Source organism: Pseudovibrio sp. W74 (genome assembly GCF_001623085.1).
Lineage (GTDB): Bacteria > Pseudomonadota > Alphaproteobacteria > Rhizobiales > Stappiaceae > Pseudovibrio.
The window spans coordinates 353,042-370,992 of sequence record NZ_LMCJ01000017.1; the positions used below are offsets into that span (position 1 = coordinate 353,042).

Here is a 17,951-nt window from a genome sequence, read left to right on the forward strand (position 1 = left end):
CTGCAAAATCCGTCTGATGTCGTCTTTGCTGAGGTTGGATGCCATGGTGTGAGTGAAGGCTCAGCCTTGGCAGGTGTCGGCACATCCGGTGAACTGGTGCTGGAAAAGCAGAAAACCGCAAACGCCACAGTTGCTATTGCCAGAGCGCCGGTTCCGGTGAAACACGAGAAACTCGGCAGAGCCAGAGGTCGCCTGCACGTCATCGGCATTGGGCCGGGGCAAGAGGCTTGGCGTACGCCAGAAGCCTCCAGTTGGTTGGCAGAGGCAGATGAAGTCGTCGGCTACGGCCTCTATCTCGACCTCGTCTCATCCCTGATCAGAGGCAAGCAACGCCATGCGTTCCCGTTGGGAGCAGAAGAAGAACGCGTTCGCTTCGCACTCGAAAGAGCTGGGCAGGGCCACAACGTTGCGCTGGTCTGTTCAGGAGACTCTGGCGTGTATGCCATGGGAGCCCTGGTCTTCGAACTACTAGACCGCGCACAGGATAACGGCGGCGTTAGCGATGCCGCTCGCCGCGTTGAAGTTGCATCTGCACCGGGCATCTCCGCAATGATCGCTCTCAGCAACCGCATCGGAGCGCCGCTGGGACATGACTTCTGCGCCATTTCTCTGTCAGACCTTCTCACCCCATGGGAAACAATTCAGCAGCGCCTGGAAGGTGCAGCAATCGGTGACTTCGTGATTGGGTTCTATAATCCAGTCTCCAAGCGTCGCCGCACGCAATTGGCTTGGGCACGGGAGAAGTTGCTGGAACATCGTCCTGAAAATACGCCAGTTATTCTCGGTGCGAACATCGGACGAGAGAATGAGGTCATCACCACAACAACGCTGAAGGATCTACAAGTCGATGATGTCGACATGCTGACTACGGTTATTGTGGGATGTAGTCAAACCCGCTTGGGAGGCAACGGCCAATCCCTGCATTTTGTCTACACGCCACGGGGTTATGCCAAAAAGATCGATGCACCAGAGAAAGAAACGGAGACAGCAGCGTGACGGTTCATTTCATTGGAGCAGGGCCGGGTGATCCCGAACTGATTACGGTACGTGGGCTAAAGCTCATCGAAAAATGCAAAGTCTGTCTCTACGCAGGCTCATTGGTACCGCCTGCTATTGTCGAGGCCGCACCAGAAGATGCATTGGTCATGGATACAGCTTCCATGACCCTTGATGAAATCATCGACGAAATTGCAAAGGCTCACGAAAAAGATCTGGATGTGGCACGGGTCCACTCCGGCGATCCATCCATTTATGGTGCCACTGCGGAACAGATGCGCAGATTGGATGATCTGGGCATTGAGTACGATGTAACTCCGGGTGTACCCGCATTCGCCGCGGCGGCTGCAGCCTTGAAAACCGAGTTGACGATCCCTGAAATCGCACAAAGCATCATCGTCACCAGAACCTCGATGAAGTCCTCAGGCATGCCTGAAGGTGAGGATCTGCAAACGCTTGGCCGCTCTGGTGCTACATTGGCAATCCATCTCAGTGTCAGAAATCTTGGAGAGATCTACCGGAAACTGGCTCCGCTCTATGGTGAAGACTGTCCGGTGATCATCGCCTACCGCGTTGGCTGGCCGGATGAAGCATTCATTCATGGCACATTGGCGGACATTCGTGAAAAAGCAAAAGCTTCGAAGATCACAAGAACGGCTCTCATCTTCGTTGGGCCAGCCTTGAAGGCAGGGAAAGAGTTTCGAGACAGTGCGCTCTATGATGCCAACCACGTTCACGTTCTTCGTCCAAAGAAGAAGACAAAGGTGACTGCGTAACTGCTGGAATTAGGAAGAAGCGGACCACCATTCTTCGCTTCTTTCTGCCACCACATGCGCGAAAGACCCCATGACGCGTCCATTGATATGGCCCTGAGGGTCCAGATCGTGATGCTCCGCATCCTGAGCATCAAAAAGCGGCGGTGCTTCTGATTTGACCGTCAGCGTCGAATAGTGGAACTCATGCGCACCCAGTGGCTTCATCCAAGGGAAGCCAGCAGACGTTGCGGCCTCTGTCGCCTTCAGCTTCCGATAGCCTAAATGCAGCTTTCTCTTCGCAAAGCTGGTTTCAATCGGTAGCAGACCAAGCATCTCGTGAGACTGCCCACTTTTATCTGTCAGCGCTTCACCAAGTACCATGTAGCCGCCACACTCACCATAAATGAGCTTGTCTGCAGCTGCTGCAGATTTTATTCCGCGCTTAAAGATGTCTGCTTGAGATAACTGTTCTGCATGAAGTTCCGGATATCCGCCACTCAGGAAGATTGCGTCAGCATTTTCTGATGGGCCTTCGTTTGCCAACGGAGAGAATAAGGAAAGTGTAACGCCTTGCCTCTGCCAATCACTGAGCAGATGCTCGTAACTGAAAGCAAAGGCAATATCCTTAGCAATCGCGATATGTTGCCCAAGCGGAGGTAAATGAGAAATGCCTGTCAGCTCTTTGTTTTCCCGGGCAGGAATAGCAAGCACTTTTGCGAGGCGCATCAAGGCTGGCACATCCACACTTTCAGCAGCCACCTCACCAGCTGCATTCAGAAACTCTTCTAAATCCTCACGCTCACTGGCTTGCACAAGCCCCAAATGGCGCTCAGGCAACTCCAATCTCTTTGAGCGATAAAACGCGCCTAAGACAATGACATCCAAAGGCTCTAGCGCACGCCGCAAAATGCGCTCATGACGCGGAGACCCGACCCGGTTGAGAATGACGCCATTGATGTGGCAGTGCGGATGGTATGTAAGAAATCCATGGACAAGGGCAGCGACCGATTGAGCCTGAGACTTGCAATCAACCACCAGAATGACCGGCAGACCCAGATGAACCGCAAGCTCTGCAACAGATCCTGAACCATCAGCTGCACCGTCAAAAAGTCCCATAGCTCCTTCAACAACCACAACGTCAGTGTGTTTTTCCTGCTCCGTGGCGTTGAGTGAAAGTTGCGCCAATGACATCGCCCAGGCGTCATAGTTCAGGCATGGCCGCCCGGAAGCCGCGCTATGGAAAGCCGGATCAATATAATCTGGTCCCGATTTGCCGGAGGCAATACGAAGCCCGGTATCACGAAGAGCACGCAACAGCGCCAGTGTAATCGTTGTTTTGCCAGACCCGGAAGACGGCGCTGCAATAACGAAACCCTTCGCAATGGTCATAGGGCAGGCTCTTCTTTCAATTGAGAGGTTTGCGAGGCGCGCGCAAAAGCTGGCTCAATCCAGTTCAGTTGCTTACGCAAATTCACCACATCACCAACGACAACAATCGCAGGTGGCTTAAGGCCACTACTTTCAATATCCTCAGCACAAGAAGCAAGCGTTGTTTCCAGCACTTGTTGGTTCTGCTGAGTGGCATTGCAGATGACAGCAACAGGTTCAGCCGCACGTCGGCCACCACTCATAAGCTTCTGGGTAATGAGTGAAATATGCTTCATTGCCATATACATCACGATCACGGGTGATCCTTTGGCAAGAGCATCCCAGTCAAGCTCATCAGGTGCAACCCCATTCTGGTCATGACCTGTGAGGAACGTAACTGCTTGATTAATCCCTCGGTGAGTAGATGGAATTCCAGCATATGCCAGCCCGCCAACGCCAGCTGTGATACCCGGAATGATACGGAAGGGAATACCAGCATCCACCAGCGCAAGAGCTTCCTCCCCACCGCGGCCAAATACAAACGGATCTCCACCTTTGAGGCGCATGACACGCTTACCGGATTTTGCAAGCTCCACCAGCTTGATCGAAATACTGGACTGCTTGGGGGAAGGTTTGCCACCGCGCTTGCCAGCATAGATGATTTCGGCACCTTCAGCTGCAAATTGAAGAATGCGCTCATCCACCAATGCGTCATAGACAATGACATCCGCTTGTCGCAAGCCATTCAAGGCATGCAGGCTCAGCAGACCGGGGTCTCCGGGGCCGGCACCAGCAAGCCAAACCCATCCAGCTTCAAGCACCGGAAATTCAAAGTGGGGGAGGGAGATATCAAACAAGTGGTTCTCATGATTTATGTGATTTTGCGTAGCAATTTAATTGGAAACCAACTGGAAGTCCAAAGCCTTCTGCTTGGTATATCCCGCTAAATCTGTATAGTCGCCGGATGGCTGAAACTGGGCAAAAAAAACTGAGAACAGGCTGGACAACAGGCGCCTGTGCAACCGCTGCGGCAAAGGCAGCGTATACAGCTTTGTTGTCTGGAGATTTTCCGGATCCGATCTGCATCACCTTGCCTCGTGGTGATACGCCATCCTTCGCACTCGCCTTCGAAAAACTGACTGAAAATTCTGCATCATCTGCCATCATCAAGGATGCTGGTGATGACCCTGATGTAACCCACGGAGCGCTTATTCAGGCCAGAGTGACCTTCAACCCAAAGGTTGCCGGAATTCGCTTTCTCGCTGGTCCTGGCGTTGGAACGGTCACGAAACCCGGGCTGCCGGTCCCGGTTGGTGAGCCTGCCATTAATCCCGTGCCTCGCCAAATGATGACCCGTGAGCTGCAACAAGTGGCAGATGAGTACGGCGTAACTCTTGCTGTAGATGTTGAGATATCCATCCAAAACGGCGAAGAGCTAGCTCAAAAGACCATGAACCCGCGGCTTGGTATAATCGGCGGCCTCTCTGTCCTCGGCACAACAGGTATTGTCCGGCCATTTTCGTGTGCTGCCTGGATAGCATCCATTCATCGTGGTGTAGACGTTGCGCGTGCCACTGGCTTGGCCCACGTTGCAGCTGCAACAGGAGCAACCTCAGAAGATGTGTTGCGTGCCCACTATACTGATTTATCCGAACAGGCTTATCTTGATATGGGAGACTTCGCGGGTGGCCTGCTTAAGTATCTGCGTGCCCACCCTGTTCGGAAGCTTACCATCTCTGGCGGAATTGCCAAGCTGACGAAGCTTGCTCAAGGGGCTATGGACCTGCATTCGGCTCGCTCTGCGGTCGATTTTGATGCTCTGGCAGATGTATTGGATCGTGCCGGAGCTTCGAAAGAACTCCTCGCGGAAACAAGAGGGGCAAATTTAGTCTCTTATGTTGCTCAAAGAGCTATTGCGGAAAATATTAGTATGGGCGAGGTCGTTGCGCAGGGAGCCCAACGTGCGGCCTTAAACATCCTTCGTGGGGCGGCTGTAAGCGTTGAGATTATTGTGGTGGATCGGCAAGGTAAGGTATTGGGTCATGTCCCGGCTGAAGAGCCTGCAAAACTGGAGCTGTTTTGATGCTGGAGAAGCCGAAAATCCTTGTGCTCGCAGGTACACGAGAAGCTAGAAAGCTGATTGCTGCACTGGCTGTGAATGCCGAATTCAAAGTCATTGCTTCACTCGCTGGAGTAACCAAAAACCCAGCAGACCTTGCGGTGATGACACGTACCGGAGGCTTTGGTGGTGTCGATGGCCTCTCGAACTACCTCCAAACTCAGGGCATTGCTGCCGTTATCGATGCAACCCACCCGTATGCTGCTCAAATATCCTGTAATGCGGCCAAAGCAACAAGGCACCTCGCGATTCCGTTGCTCCGGTTTGAACGAGCCGCTTGGGAGCAAGCCAATGATGATATTTGGTATTCTGCAGATAACGTAGAAGCAGCACTGAATCTGATTCCACCCAGAGCGAAGGTCTTTTTTGCTGCCAGTGCCAAGATTGCTGCACCGCTGAAACAACGCCCGGACCTTACATTTGTAATCCGTACCTTAAATCGCCCGAGTGGGAGTGAAGTGCTTCAAAACGCGGAGTACATTGAAGGATTGCCAAATGAGAGCTGGTCCGAAGAATCCGAGCTTTTCAAGGTGCTGCAAGTAGACTGGCTCATCAGCAAAAATAGTGGCGGATCAGAATCCTACGGCAAAATCAGAGCCGCTCGTGAACTACAGATGCCTGTTGCGATGCTTAAGCGCCCAAAGCCATCCGACGGCATTTTATGCGCGTCGATTGATGAGGTCTTGAAGACCTTAAAGGCTTGCGTGAAAAATACGCAACACTGCCAAGCTAATCTTTAGGTTTCTGATAGGGCGCCGTTGTCATCCGCTCGATAATCCCATCTTTAGCGATGAGCCAGTGATAGAGCGCGCCTAAAATGTGCAGCGTGATCAGCCATGCAAACACAACACCAACAGTTGCGTGGAAATCCAGAACGCTTTCTGAAACTGGACGATTTTGCGAAACGATACTCGGCAGATCAAACAAGCCAAAAAATGGCATTGGTGCTCCGTAAAGGGAGAGGCCCACCCAGCCTAATATCGGATTTACGATCAGCACGAGATAGAGCAACCCGTGTACTGAACGTGAGACGATCCGCAGAGCTGGTGAAAGAGAGGCTGGCGGCGGTGGAGCAGGCGTAATCCAATGCTGAAGAAGGCGCAAAACCACGAGCAGGAAGAGCAGGATACCGATGCTCTTGTGATAGAAGTAGAGCGTATTCTGAAGGGCTCCAGGCCCCAGATCTGTCATCACCAGTCCCATTGGAACCATGATTAAGACTAGAATGGCGACGATCCAGTGATACGTCTTCGCCATGGCTGAATACCCGGCAACTTTATAGGCCATGCTCTATTCTCCTGATAATCCCAGAGGTTCCTGAAGAGCCCCTGCAATCTCCTGATCGACAGATTAATCAAGGTTCGTTACCACTAGGCTAACCTTAGGTGAGGTGAGCTGTGAACTCGGTAAAACAAGGGGGCTTGATGGACAGGGGCCACACAACACCAATACATCAACAAGATCATCCGAATAATTCTCAGTTGACCTGCGAAAAGCCGCTAGAACAGTCCTCTGGATATTTGTCTCCTGATGATTGGCAGGAGGTCTTAGCAGCGTCGGTGGAGAGGCGTGCACCAGACCTGCAAGGCTATGGCAGTGTCTTCGCACCTCTTTGCATGGCGCAAAAGCAGTTTGTTATTGGTCAGCTTGGACAGTCAGTTGATGGCCGCATTGCAACGGTCACCGGAGACTCCAATTATGTGAGTTGCTCTGAAGCATTGATCCATCTTCACCGGCTCCGGGCACTTTGTGATGCTGTCGTGGTGGGAGTGGGAACAGCGGTTGCGGACAACCCTCAACTCACTGTCAGGCATGTCAGCGGACGGCACCCGGCACGCATTGTCATCGACCCTTATGGCCGTATGCCTCGCGACAGTACACTCCTGCAGGATACAAATGCCCGCCGCATTGTGATTACGCGAACAGATGCCCATGCGCGTTATCCTGATGGAGTGGAATGCTTTCAGCTACAACCGAATGCAAAAGGTCGTCTGTCCTGTGCTGAAATCCGGCATGCACTGCGAGAGTTTCGATGCATCCTCGTTGAAGGTGGTGCTTGGACGCTGTCTCGCTTTATCGAGCTGAAAATGATCGATCGTCTTCACTTGATGATCGCCCCGCTCATCATCGGATCAGGACCAAGAGGTCTCCAGTTACCTGCGATTGATTACCTCGCACAGGCTATCCGCCCCGATGTCACTTGGCATCCTTTGGGTGTTGATATGCTGGCAGATCTGAGCCTGAACAATTAACTTTTCCAAAGGGTTGAAAAGCATTTCCTTTCGCTGGCAAGTGCCCGTATAAATTTGCGTGAATTTCCGAATAAGGACACACGCATGCCAGAGCTCATCAGACGCACGACCCTTTGGGAAGCTAAAGGGCAGATTGAAGAAGTTGAAGTGCGTGTTGTTCACGAAGATGGACGCGAGCACATCACAACAGATCCGGTATGGGTCTACGGCGATTCAATTGCTGTGCTGGCTTATGACCCTCAAGCGAAAACAGTCTTGATCGTCAAGCAGCTCCGTGTAGCGCCCTACATCATGGAGGAAGAGATTATCCTGGAGGCATGCGCTGGCGGAATCGAGATCAGTGATCTGTCCATAGAAGAAGCATGTGTACGCGAAGCTCAGGAAGAGCTTGGGTGCCTGCTCACCAATCTCACTAAGGTCGCGAATGTCTTCATCAACCCCGCGCGTCTTGCTGAGCGGGCGCATTTCTTCCTCGCCGAGTACACATCCGGCGACCTGAATATTGAAGGGCGCGATCTGGACGAAGACGAAGATATTGAAGTTGTCGAGCTGTCATTCCATGAACTGCGAAGCCTTTACGAGAAACAGGAAATCCGCTGCCCACGCCTTTTCACGCTCACACAGGCATTGATCTTAAAGAACATAGGTCTCTAATTCAGAGTGTTGGAAGCAAAGGTCTTCATAGCCTCATTGAGGCGGAAGGCCAACAATATCAACATGCCCGACCTGCAGTTGTGACTTGCCTTTGCCAAGTGCTGCTAAACGAAATTCCAGCCAATCATCCACGATTGTATCTGATACCCCAACTTCGCGTGCCGCTTGGGCCCACCCCTTAATCAGCTCCAGCTGCAAAGCATCGTCTTCAGGTGCGCACACCCAGTCAGAGCGTCCGGTAAAGCAGGTATACCCCGCCTTAAGCAATCGCTCACGAGCATGAAACCCACCAAGCGGCCCTAATGCAGACCCAAACCCTTTGTCCGTTGCTTGATGCTGATTGAATGCGCGCTGAATAAGCCGATCTGTCGGGTGGTGTGGTTTGCTTAGTAGGATACCGTTGTACGAAAGTCCTGCAAGAAACGGGAGTTTTAGCTGACGCATACGTGCAACAAAGCTATCTAGCCAATTTGCACTCACAAGATCCAGAAAGGCCGAGGTAACAACCCCATGATGCCCTTCCAGAATATCCAGTGACCCGGCATCAGTCAGTTCGCAAACATCTGTTTTCGTTCTGGTATGAGGCAAGGGAGGAGAGATGCGTTTTGCAACTTTGAGAAGTTCAGGGTCGTTATCGATCAGTAACCACACTTGCTCTCTGTTTGACTCAATATGTTCGGCCAAATCCTGCAGAAAGGAACCGGTTCCAGCGCCCACATCTATGAGCCGGAGCGGGCCACTCTTGGGAGCATGCTCGACCAACCAGCTACAAAACTTTTTCATGACGTCTTTGTTGCGCGCACGCCGGTCTGCTTTACGACGTAATGAGAGCCATTCAGAGGAAAATCCACTCACCTGTGAGCCTCCAATGTGCAAGCAAAAGCCTTTGCGCTGTCATTCCAATCTGGCAATGCACGAGCAGCAGCAAGGGCCCCAGTTGAAAGTTGAGAGCGTAACTCTTTGTTTTGAAGAAGTGTTTCGATGGCTTTGCTCAGAGCTAGAGGATCGCCTGCACCAACATGAAAGCCAGCTGTAGGCGGAACCGTCGATGCAACAGCTCCCTCGCCACTTGCAATAATCGGGAGCCCAAAACTCATAGCCTCCGCAAAAGCCATCCCGTATCCCTCATAGTATGTTGGGAGCACAAAGAGGTCGGCTGATTGATAAAACCCCGTTAATTCAGCTTTGGGAATGCCTCCATGAACGCGAATACGCTCAGTGAGGTCATGCTTTTTGATCTGAGATCGCACTTGGCTCGCATATTCTGGATCAAACCGCGTTTCTCCAATGAGATCCAGATGCCAGTCCAATTGCTTCAGTTGTCCCAGCGCTTCAACTAAATGCAATTGCCCTTTTCGCGGTACCAACGACCCAACACAAAGCAACTTTGGGGTTGCCAGAGCTTCGTTCGAGGTTGCAACGCTCTCCGAGACAGTCGGCCGATCAATACCGGGCAGAACAATACTGATCTTTTCCGCTGGAACGCCCATTTGAGAGACAAGCGTCTTCTGTGTCGAAGGACTGGTCACAATCACATGCTTTGCAAACGTGAGAGCTTTCGTTTCAGCCGCGCGGAGCACCTTTGCCAGCTCAGGGTCGATCCCACTTTCCAGAAACAGTGGGTGATGAACCAGCGCAATGAGATTGGAACGCTCAGCGATACTCTGCGCCAGATCAGATGAAGCCCCAAGCACCAAACCATCCACGATGATCAAAGCTGAGGGCTCTATCTCTTCAATGACCTCAAGCGCCAGCTTTTTGTCAGCATCAGATGGGACTGGATAGGTGCCTTCAAGGCTAATGAGTGAGACATTCCAGCCGTGTTTCTGCAGCCCCCGAATGATCTCACGATCATATCGATAACCACCTGTGGGCGTGTTCAGATCACCCGGAAAGACAAAATAGCAAGATCTGGCAGTGGCTTCTGCTGTCTGGCCTAAAGAAGGATGTAAGTTACTCATGAGCCTCGGATGCAGTCAACGGCGCCTCATAAGACGCACGCGCATTAGGGTTCTCGGAAATTGAAACGCGTACCTTGCTAAGTTCGCTCGGTTCGCGGCCTAGTTTATGTAGATAAGCAGCATCGCACACGCGCTGGTAAATGTAGCTACAGAGAAAATCGACCGTGGTGTTCCGCCCCTTGAACTGAGGAAGGTCATCAAGATTCTTGTAGTTGAACGGATGCAGGATTTCTGCCAGCACATCAAGCGCATTGCCAATGTCGATGACAATCCCGTTCTCATCCAGTTCCTCTGCAAAAATAGCGACGTGGACGTGTGCAGTAAGGCCATGAAGCTGAGAGGCAGGACCAAACACCTCCCCCTCCAGGCTGTGCGCGATCATAATGTGATTGCTGATTTCGACTGAATACATCTCAAAATCCTCATAAAATTAAGTGTAAACAATAGGTTGGCATAAAGTATCTTTCTTGCCTGAAAGAACGTCTTTCAAATCCTTCGGCGCTTTTTCAAATTCGATGGGAGGCGCAAGCAAAGTATCGAGCACGTCATCTTTCAGAAGAGAAATTGCCGCCTCCATTCGCCTGCGGTGTGTCCAGCGTGGCCTCATGATGGGGGCAACCTGACCGACTTGAGACGAGATAAGACTGAGGCGCTGACTGTGAAAACTCCCGCCAAGAACAAGACCGGAAGGGCGTGAGCCATACCAGGACGCCTCCACAATTCTGGCTTCTCTCCCTGCAATTCGGATCGCAGTGTTCAAACCAGCTTCAGAGGCGCTGCAATGCACGACAACATCTTGATTTTCGGGAGCAACTTCCGGCAAGGAAAATGCGCAGGAAAACTCGTCTGCAATGTCCTGCCGCTTCGGGTTGACGTCAATCATAGTCACGTTCGCACCTGCGATGCGAGCGCAAAGATAGCCAACCAGTGAGCCAACAGTGCCAGCACCAACCACGGCAACATTAGAACATGGCAGAATAGCTGCATCCCACATGATGTTCAGCGCTGTTTCCATGTTTGCTGCCAGAGTGGCGCGGGTGCTCGGTAAATCAGAAGGGATAACATAGAGCGCATCTGCGGGGAGCAGAAAGTTGCTTTGGTGCGGAAAAAGAGAAAAAACGCGCTGACCCGCTTTTAAATCATCTTTTGTTTCAATCACTTCAGAAACGTTTGCATAGCCGTATTTAACAGGAAACGGAAAGGTCCCTTCCTGAAACGGAGCGATCATCCGCTCTCGCTCGCTCACTGGCACATCGCCACGATAGACAATGGCCTCCGTACCTCGGCTGATCGCGGAAGCATGAGTTTTTAAGTAAACACGGTTACCAGATGATTTAGAGAGTTTTTCCTCTCTTATTTCAATGGTTTGAGGCGCAGTGTACCAAAGCGCTCTGGCTAACTCAGACAAGAAACGCGCTCCCCGGATCGCTAAGTTTTCACAAATATACTCTAGGGAAACGTGAACAAAGGAAACTAGCAGAAATGTAGGTGCCTCTAAAAACAATAATAATTTGGGTAGGACATGACAAAACAATCACGGGTTCCTGAAGAGAACGCCCGCACTAGTCTTGTTGACCAGCTGCTCTCCACCAACATCATCGACAAGCATCAGGAAAATAAGCGCTTATTCAGGCGCAGACTGATCTTCGGAGGGCTCGTTCTAACCTCTTTAGCAGTGTTGACCACCATCATGTCACTCACACTGTTCCTCAACGGTTTTGCCCTTTCAAAAGTCGTGATGCTTCTCGCATTTCTGGTAACCTTACCATGGCTTGTCATCGGCTTCTGGCATGCTGTCATAGGCTTAATGCTCATGAGGTTTTCTTCAAACTCTACTGCACAGGTGTATGCTGGCACGCCTCTGGGTACACTTGACCTAAAAAAGCCCTTGCAGAATAAGCAAACTGCCTTGCTTTCCTGCGTGCGAAACGAAGACTCGCCTGAAGTGGCTGCCAAGCTGGAAGCGATGCTTCAAGATCTGGATCGTCTGGAAAAACTCAACGGCTTTTCTCTCTACATCCTGAGTGACAGCAATGATCTTGAGCATATCCGGCAAGAAATGCGAGAGTTCTCGCTGCTACGGGCACGATGGCAAAATCGGATTGAAGTGCTTTATCGCAGACGTGAGAAGAACACCGGCTTCAAAGCAGGTAATGTCGAAGATTTCTGTCGCAACTGGGGGACACGGCATGAATATGCGATCACGCTGGACGCTGATAGCTTCCTCTCAGCAGAATCTTTATGCCACCTTGTAAGCAAAATGAATGCAAATCCGCGTCTGGGTATTTTGCAAACACTTGTTCTGGGACTTTCAACCAACTCGTTCTTCACCCGTGTTTTCCAGTGGGGCATGCGCTTGGGAATGCGCTCCTACACACTTGGCGCAGCGTGGTGGCAAGGCTCGTCAGGTCCCTATTGGGGACACAATGCGATTTTTCGTGTAAAGCCTTTCACGCAGTTCTGCATGCTGGAGCCTCTGCCAGGAAATGACGCATTGAGCGGCCCGATCCTCAGTCATGATCAGGTTGAAGCAGCGATGATGGCAGACGCGGGCTATGAGGTGCGCGTATGGCCGGTAGAAGGTGGGAGTTATGAAGAAAACCCACCTCATTTGATCGAGTTTATCCGCAGAGATCTGCGCTGGTGTCACGGAAACCTTCAGTACTTTAAATTGCTCAGAGAGCCCGGGTTTAAGCTGTTGGGACGAATCCAACTTGGCCTTGCAATCCTCATGTTTGCTGGCTCTCCGGCATGGCTTGTTTTTATCGCGATGGCGATTTTAACCGCATCTTTTTCAGCGCCCGAGACGATGGCATTCGACCAGTTTTACGGCACAATCCTGATTGTGGCCATCATGAGTATGGTCTTTGCACCTAAGCTCGCAACGCTTGCCCATGTCCTGACGGTTCGGAACGAACGCCGGGAGTATGGCGGCTCTTTCTCGGTGTTTGTCAGCGCATTCTTCGAGCTGGTCTATTCCATGTTGCTAGCACCAGTCATGGCAATTGCGCACAGCATCTTTATTGCACAACTGTTCGCAGGACGAAAAACGCAATGGGGAGGGCAGGAAAGACAACCCCAGGGTATTCCGTTCATTTTGGCAGTGAAGAAGTTCTGGCCCCAAACTCTTTTCGGCCTTTGCGGTGTGATTTGGATGATGGATTATACCTTTGCAGATACGTGGCTTCTGCTTCCGGTAATCCTTGGACCATTGCTAACAATACCGTTTGCAATGATCACCTCAAAACCAGCACTCGGTATGTACTTTAAACACTCCGGACTTTGGGTGTTGCCTGAAGAAAAGAAAACGCCGCTTGAACTGCAAGGCCTCAATAAAGAGCAGCGCCGTATAGAGTTGGAACTTGCCAAAGCAAACCGAGCTGCGGCCACGCGATAAAAGAATGAGCTGAAGGTGGTGAGAACCATCAGGTTTCAAGGGAAAAGCCGGTTGCGTAAATGGCACGCAACCGGCTTTCTGATTTCTGGGTTTCTATTGAACTGGCAAAGCTACAGCGTATCTCCGAAAAGTGGAAGCCGGTTTTCGGATAAAGATACGCAAAAACAAAGACTAAAGCAGTTCAGGTGTTCCAACTTAAATGCGAACTGCTTTAGGAAGCTGGCTTTTCCTTTGGCTTTCTCCATGGCTCACCCTTAAACCATGCCACGGTATAGGCGACGGCAATTAAGCCTGCAAAACCAAGCAAGTTTGCCATGATTCCACCTGTGACCGTGCCTTTCAAACCGAGTTCATCCCGGAAGATTGCAATGCCCTGCGCAAGAATGAGGCTCGCAAGGAAAACAGCGAGAGACTGTTGGCCTACCTTTTTGATGACCCGGACAACTTTGCCGCCAAAACCGCCCATGAGCAGCCGTTGCCCGCCTTCTCCAACAGCTACCCACGCCACATAAGCAAGGGCAAGGAAGTGGATGTAGCGCAGGAGACCCATCTCGGATTTTACGGTGAGGTCGCTGATATCATTTGCAATTCTGCGGAGCTCTGGCACCTCGTTGAGAATGCGGAAGTAAGCAAACGGAATCGTAAGAATGATAATCGAGGCACTCAGGAACAAGAGACGTTTCTTGACTGGAGGAGCCGGAATCCAGCCCTTGATGAAGGCAAATCCGGTGAAGAACAGCAACTGCCATGCAAACGGATTGAAGAACCAACGACGATCGGACCATGGCTCAGCAGGGAAGTCCACCAGTCGGAAGGTTGCGATCAGCCAGAACGCGATGATGATTGCTGCAACCGCACCTCGTCCGGCCTTGTAATAGGCAATCATGATCACCGGCAACATCGCAAGGATCACCAGATACATTGGCAGAATATCGAAGTAGTTCGGCACATAGGTAAGGGTCAGCAAACCCGGCAGCTGGAAGATTGGATCCTCGAAGAAGTGCCAAAGGTTCAGCTTCCCGACATAGTCGTCGCTGGTCCAGCCGTTGATTTGCAGGAAGGCAAGCATGCCCGCAACGGCGAGAAACAGGCAGATATGGGCCCAGTAAACTTGCCAGACGCGGTAAAGAACACGCGCGCTGCCCATGACCAGGCCATGCAGTTCAAAGACGCGCCCGAAGGCAATTGCGGAGGCCATGCCAGAGCAAAACACAAATATCTCGGTTGCATCGGAGAACCCGAAACGCGCCGGAATCCAAAGAGCCCACCCGTTTGCAGGAAGGTGGGCTATGAAGATGATGAACATTGCGATCCCTCGAAAAAAATCGAGGCGCGGATCTCTTGGTCGGCTGGCCGTTTTCATAGGGGTCGGCGGTATACTGTGCTGGTTCACGATGTCTCTGAAACTAAAAACTATAGATGATGAAATGCAGCTCCGAAATCCCCCGAAGCTGCACCTCCATTTATCCCATACGGAATCGTAGGTGTTCACTTTGCATGAGGTCGGTGGCTTCCGTCATGCGGGTTGCTTGAGCCATGCGGGTTTCACCATAGGTGTCTGATCCGCCTCTCAAGCGTGTGCGCTCATCAATCATCCGTTTTGCTTCCTGGCAAAGGCCAGCGCGCAAAGCGGCTTCAATGGTGAGGCGTTCAAATACATCACGCTGAGCATGACTGCCACCAACGGTACGCAACAACGGACGTGCTTCTGCGAGGTGGTGGTAAGCGCTGAAGTAATTGCCGTTCTTGAACTGCATCAAGCCAGATGCTGTTGGAGAACCAGCTGTTTTAGTTACAAGACCCATCTCGTTGGTGTCTTGTTCGCCAAATGTGCGCATTCGTGTCAAAAGGCGGTCAGAGGACTGACGACGGTTGTCTCCCAGCAGAGCAAGCATGTAGTGCAAGTCTGCGAAAACATTACAGGAATCGTCGACACGCTTTTCGCTGATGCTCGCCAGCTCTTCCCAGCGGTTACCTACCTTGATGCCCTCAAGCTCAAGGCGAACCAGCATGGAAGCTGCGTTGGAAATATCGCGATAATCGTCTGTATGGTCTTTGCGGAACTTTTGGTCATAGAGCTCGAAAACACGCTCAACATTGCCGCGATCAAGGTGCAGCAGCGCAAGGTGCCACCAAACATGATAGCCAAAGTTGTTGCAGTGTTCCCAAGCCTTTGGCTGGTCATCAAGCCATTTGATACCTTCTTCGGTCTGGCCGGTCATGTCCAGCACGTGGGCAACTGCATGCAGGCCCCAGGCATCATCATGTTGAAATGCAACGGCTTCTTTGCCGATCCGTTCAGCCCGGTCAAAATCACCAGTCTCTTCCAGCGCAAAGGAGTAACAACCGTGTACATAACCTTTTGCGATATGGTCGTCTTCGTAAGATGAGATCACACTTTCAATCGAGGAGCGCATGCGGGACGGCTGGCCAAGAACGAAGCGAATAGCGTGGACGAGTTTCAGAAGGAATGCATCGCGTGGGTATTTAAGAAGCAGTTCGTCAAGGCGATCAGCAGACTTGGTCGGCGTACCCTGAAGCCAGTCATTCAAAGCCTCAACAACAGCGTCTTCACGGTCTGTAATCTGTGTATCTCTGCGGCATTTATCAGCAATTGCATAAGCTTCAAAAGCAGTTGCTGTCATTTCGCGTCTGCCAAGCAGTAGGCAGAACAGGCCACGCGCGGCTTGAGCCAGAGCGAAGTCTGGATCGGCCTCCAGTGTTTTCGCAAGATGCTCCGGCGTTGCAGCACTATGTGCCAAAAACGCAAGAATAGTGTTGTTCCAGTGTGTTAATGCACTCTTATCGGAGAGTGTTACCGTGTATTCGAACTGGTCATCAATGCGCATGGATGCGACCCGTGGTTGAGGCGACCGGTATTTCGTGCAATGTGCAATCGCTTATGAGATAAGCCATTGGGTTTACATTACTAACGACACAGGTCTGCCAGGAAATCTGTTGATCAGAACCCTTTCAAAACTGGCGATGACGTTCAACACACAAAATGGTGTTTAATATCAGCAAGCTTTGTTTATGTAGAAAATATAGTTCAACCTCATGAAGAAATAGAAAACACTATTCTATTCACTAAGAAAAAATATGCGTCAAATAGAAGCTTACTTGTAAAAACCTACTATTATTAATAGTGATAATAAGTAAGATTTTAGATATTAAGTTCCATTATACCAGTATTTATTACCTTGTGATAATCTTCTGTTTGTCGGATGAAATAGTGTTCACTGCTTCTTGATTTTCTAGTTAGTCCCCACTGTGTAATGTCCTTACTCCAATTGAGACTAAGTACGTGGCGAATTCATGGCGAATACGAGTAGCTATCAACAAACAAAAATCGATCAACAGATTCAATCACCGCAATCTGTGATCGTCATCGGAGCGCTGGTCGCGTTGGCCGGTGTTGCTCTATTGGGACTCCAGAACAACGGCTGGCGTGTTTTTGGCGGTGCTTTGATTGGTGCTCTGGCAGGCGTTGCGTTGTACCATACGAGCTTCGGATTTACGGCAGCGTGGCGCCGTATTGTCACCCAGCGAAGAGGGCAGGGCCTTCGTGCTCAATTCCTGCTTATCTCATTGGTTTGTCTAATAAGTTTCCCACTCCTCCAATACGGGCCAGACATCGGTATACGCACCGGTGGCTTTGTGTTTCCATTCGGTGTTGGAGCAGCTGTCGGAGCCTTCATTTTTGGCATCGGAATGCAGCTCGGCGGAGGGTGTGGATCAGGCACATTGTTCACTGTCGGAGGCGGTTCATCACGCATGGTGATCACCCTTGCCTTCTTCATTTTGGGCAGCGTAATTGCAACAGCGCATCTTTCATTCTGGAATTCTCTTCCAAGATTACCGGCATTTTCGCTTGTGCGTGGCTATGGGGTCGTCCCTGCGCTACTGATCACCATTGTGCCACTTGTCGCCTTTGCGATATTCTCGGTGTTTATCGAGAAAAAACAATGGGGTGAACTAGAAAAATCCCGCAAAACCACCGGTTTTTTTCAGGGCCAATGGGGCTATGTTCTGGGTGCGTTGATGTTGGCGTTGGTTTGCGTTCTTACGTTCATTGTGTTGCAGCGCCCATGGGGCGTGACATCCGGCTTCGCACTCTGGGGCGCAAAGTTTTTCTATGCCATTGGTATCCCGGTAGAGACCTGGCCTTACTGGCAATGGCAGGTTGGGGCGATCAAAAGATCTGTCTTTGCCGATTCCACATCCGTCATGAACTTCGGCATTGTGCTCGGGGCTCTGATTGCAGCTGGGCTGGCCGGAAAGTTCAATCCGGTGAAAAAAATTAATCTCAGAGATGCTGGAACTGCAGTGGTCGGAGGCCTCTTGCTCGGCTACGGCGCGCGCCTTGCTTACGGATGCAACATCGGAGCGTATCTCGGGGGCATAACCTCCGGCTCCATACATGGCTGGTTATGGCTCGTCTTCGCCTTT

The 17,951-nt window shown here is 51.2% G+C and carries 17 protein-coding genes; 8 read left to right on the forward strand and 9 right to left on the reverse strand.

The window, feature by feature from the left end:
- Window positions 1–996: precorrin-3B C(17)-methyltransferase (gene cobJ / locus PsW74_RS29730; protein ID WP_244277862.1), on the forward strand; the 996-nt coding region annotated here is incomplete at its 5' end.
- Window positions 993–1,772: a precorrin-4 C(11)-methyltransferase gene (cobM, locus tag PsW74_RS12985; protein WP_063286612.1), complete on the forward strand. Its 780-nt coding sequence runs from the start codon at window positions 993–995 to the stop codon at window positions 1,770–1,772. The genes cobJ and cobM, both read left to right, overlap by 4 nt.
- 9 nt (window positions 1,773–1,781) lie before the next feature.
- Here cobM and PsW74_RS12990 read toward each other — a convergent pair whose 3' ends face one another.
- Window positions 1,782–3,140: a cobyrinate a,c-diamide synthase gene (locus PsW74_RS12990; protein WP_063286613.1), complete on the reverse strand. Its 1,359-nt coding sequence runs from the start codon at window positions 3,138–3,140 to the stop codon at window positions 1,782–1,784.
- The gene (gene cobA, locus PsW74_RS12995) at window positions 3,137–3,976 is read right to left on the reverse strand and encodes a uroporphyrinogen-III C-methyltransferase (RefSeq protein WP_082830559.1); all 840 of its coding nucleotides are present in this window, start codon (window positions 3,974–3,976) and stop codon (window positions 3,137–3,139) included. Before cobA ends, PsW74_RS12990 begins: the two co-directional genes overlap by 4 nt.
- A gap of 107 nt (window positions 3,977–4,083) precedes the next feature.
- Between cobA and PsW74_RS13000 the strand changes: the two genes are divergently transcribed.
- Together PsW74_RS13000 and PsW74_RS13005 are read left to right on the forward strand one after the other, a co-directional pair.
- Window positions 4,084–5,202: a cobalt-precorrin-5B (C(1))-methyltransferase gene (locus PsW74_RS13000; RefSeq protein ID WP_063286614.1), complete on the forward strand. Its 1,119-nt coding sequence runs from the start codon at window positions 4,084–4,086 to the stop codon at window positions 5,200–5,202.
- On the forward strand, window positions 5,202–5,978 hold the full coding sequence (locus tag PsW74_RS13005) for a precorrin-6A/cobalt-precorrin-6A reductase (RefSeq protein ID WP_063286615.1): 777 nt from the start codon (window positions 5,202–5,204) through the stop codon (window positions 5,976–5,978). The genes PsW74_RS13000 and PsW74_RS13005 overlap by 1 nt, the downstream gene beginning before the upstream one ends.
- On the opposite strand, the gene PsW74_RS13010 is transcribed toward PsW74_RS13005, so the two are convergent.
- Window positions 5,968–6,525: a cytochrome b/b6 domain-containing protein gene (locus PsW74_RS13010; protein ID WP_057461680.1), complete on the reverse strand. Its 558-nt coding sequence runs from the start codon at window positions 6,523–6,525 to the stop codon at window positions 5,968–5,970. The genes PsW74_RS13005 and PsW74_RS13010 overlap by 11 nt on opposite strands.
- 137 nt (window positions 6,526–6,662) lie before the next feature.
- Here PsW74_RS13010 and PsW74_RS13015 point away from each other — a divergent pair, with 137 nt between their 5' ends.
- Window positions 6,663–7,490 (forward strand): RibD family protein, encoded by an 828-nt coding sequence (locus PsW74_RS13015; protein WP_063286616.1) that lies wholly within the window; start codon window positions 6,663–6,665, stop codon window positions 7,488–7,490.
- An 84-nt stretch (window positions 7,491–7,574) separates the two neighbouring features.
- Entirely contained in the window at window positions 7,575–8,144 is a 570-nt protein-coding gene (locus tag PsW74_RS13020; protein WP_063286617.1) for an NUDIX hydrolase, read from the forward strand.
- A gap of 33 nt (window positions 8,145–8,177) precedes the next feature.
- Here the strand turns inward: PsW74_RS13020 and PsW74_RS13025 are convergent, their stop codons facing one another.
- Genes PsW74_RS13025 through PsW74_RS13040 form a run of 4 tightly spaced genes read right to left on the reverse strand, consistent with a single transcriptional unit; the run spans window position 8,178 to window position 11,513 of the window.
- Window positions 8,178–8,999 carry a methyltransferase domain-containing protein gene (locus tag PsW74_RS13025; RefSeq protein WP_057461686.1) on the reverse strand — a complete coding sequence of 274 codons (822 nt, stop codon included), beginning with the start codon at window positions 8,997–8,999 and terminating at the stop codon, window positions 8,178–8,180.
- Complete coding sequence (locus PsW74_RS13030) at window positions 8,996–10,105, reverse strand: glycosyltransferase family 4 protein (protein WP_063286618.1); 1,110 nt, start codon at window positions 10,103–10,105, stop codon at window positions 8,996–8,998. Before PsW74_RS13030 ends, PsW74_RS13025 begins: the two co-directional genes overlap by 4 nt.
- On the reverse strand, window positions 10,098–10,517 hold the full coding sequence (locus tag PsW74_RS13035; RefSeq protein WP_063286619.1) for a 6-carboxytetrahydropterin synthase: 420 nt from the start codon (window positions 10,515–10,517) through the stop codon (window positions 10,098–10,100). The genes PsW74_RS13030 and PsW74_RS13035 overlap by 8 nt, the downstream gene beginning before the upstream one ends.
- Window positions 10,518–10,535: 18 nt before the next feature.
- On the reverse strand, window positions 10,536–11,513 hold the full coding sequence (locus tag PsW74_RS13040; RefSeq protein WP_063286620.1) for a zinc-binding alcohol dehydrogenase: 978 nt from the start codon (window positions 11,511–11,513) through the stop codon (window positions 10,536–10,538).
- A 114-nt stretch (window positions 11,514–11,627) separates the two neighbouring features.
- Between PsW74_RS13040 and mdoH the strand changes: the two genes are divergently transcribed.
- Complete coding sequence (gene mdoH / locus PsW74_RS13045; protein WP_063286621.1) at window positions 11,628–13,502, forward strand: glucans biosynthesis glucosyltransferase MdoH; 1,875 nt, start codon at window positions 11,628–11,630, stop codon at window positions 13,500–13,502.
- Window positions 13,503–13,713: 211 nt separating this feature from the next.
- Here the strand turns inward: mdoH and PsW74_RS13050 are convergent, their stop codons facing one another.
- Together PsW74_RS13050 and PsW74_RS13055 are read right to left on the reverse strand one after the other, a co-directional pair.
- Window positions 13,714–14,865, reverse strand: a complete 1,152-nt coding sequence (locus PsW74_RS13050) for an OpgC domain-containing protein (protein ID WP_063286622.1) — start codon at window positions 14,863–14,865, stop codon at window positions 13,714–13,716.
- Window positions 14,866–14,965: 100 nt separating this feature from the next.
- Window positions 14,966–16,351, reverse strand: a complete 1,386-nt coding sequence (locus PsW74_RS13055; protein WP_063286623.1) for a tetratricopeptide repeat protein — start codon at window positions 16,349–16,351, stop codon at window positions 14,966–14,968.
- Window positions 16,352–16,817: 466 nt separating this feature from the next.
- Here PsW74_RS13055 and PsW74_RS13060 point away from each other — a divergent pair.
- Window positions 16,818–17,951, forward strand: a 1,134-nt coding sequence (locus PsW74_RS13060) for a YeeE/YedE family protein (protein ID WP_063305834.1), incomplete at its 3' end; no start/stop codon positions are given.

Bases quoted from the DNA above. Each gene is read 5' to 3' on its own strand.
- PsW74_RS13005 (WP_063286615.1), top strand. From the start codon at position 5,202: ATGCTGGAGAAGCCGAAAATCCTTGTGCTCGCAGGTACACGAGAAGCT.
- PsW74_RS13035 (WP_063286619.1), bottom strand. From the start codon at position 10,517: ATGTATTCAGTCGAAATCAGCAATCACATTATGATCGCGCACAGCCTG.
- PsW74_RS13030 (WP_063286618.1), bottom strand. From the start codon at position 10,105: ATGAGTAACTTACATCCTTCTTTAGGCCAGACAGCAGAAGCCACTGCC.
- PsW74_RS13015 (WP_063286616.1), top strand. From the start codon at position 6,663: ATGGACAGGGGCCACACAACACCAATACATCAACAAGATCATCCGAAT.
- mdoH (WP_063286621.1), top strand. From the start codon at position 11,628: ATGACAAAACAATCACGGGTTCCTGAAGAGAACGCCCGCACTAGTCTT.
- PsW74_RS13055 (WP_063286623.1), bottom strand. From the start codon at position 16,351: ATGCGCATTGATGACCAGTTCGAATACACGGTAACACTCTCCGATAAG.
- PsW74_RS13010 (WP_057461680.1), bottom strand. From the start codon at position 6,525: ATGGCCTATAAAGTTGCCGGGTATTCAGCCATGGCGAAGACGTATCAC.
- PsW74_RS12990 (WP_063286613.1), bottom strand. From the start codon at position 3,140: ATGACCATTGCGAAGGGTTTCGTTATTGCAGCGCCGTCTTCCGGGTCT.
- PsW74_RS13020 (WP_063286617.1), top strand. From the start codon at position 7,575: ATGCCAGAGCTCATCAGACGCACGACCCTTTGGGAAGCTAAAGGGCAG.
- PsW74_RS13000 (WP_063286614.1), top strand. From the start codon at position 4,084: ATGGCTGAAACTGGGCAAAAAAAACTGAGAACAGGCTGGACAACAGGC.
- PsW74_RS13050 (WP_063286622.1), bottom strand. From the start codon at position 14,865: ATGAAAACGGCCAGCCGACCAAGAGATCCGCGCCTCGATTTTTTTCGA.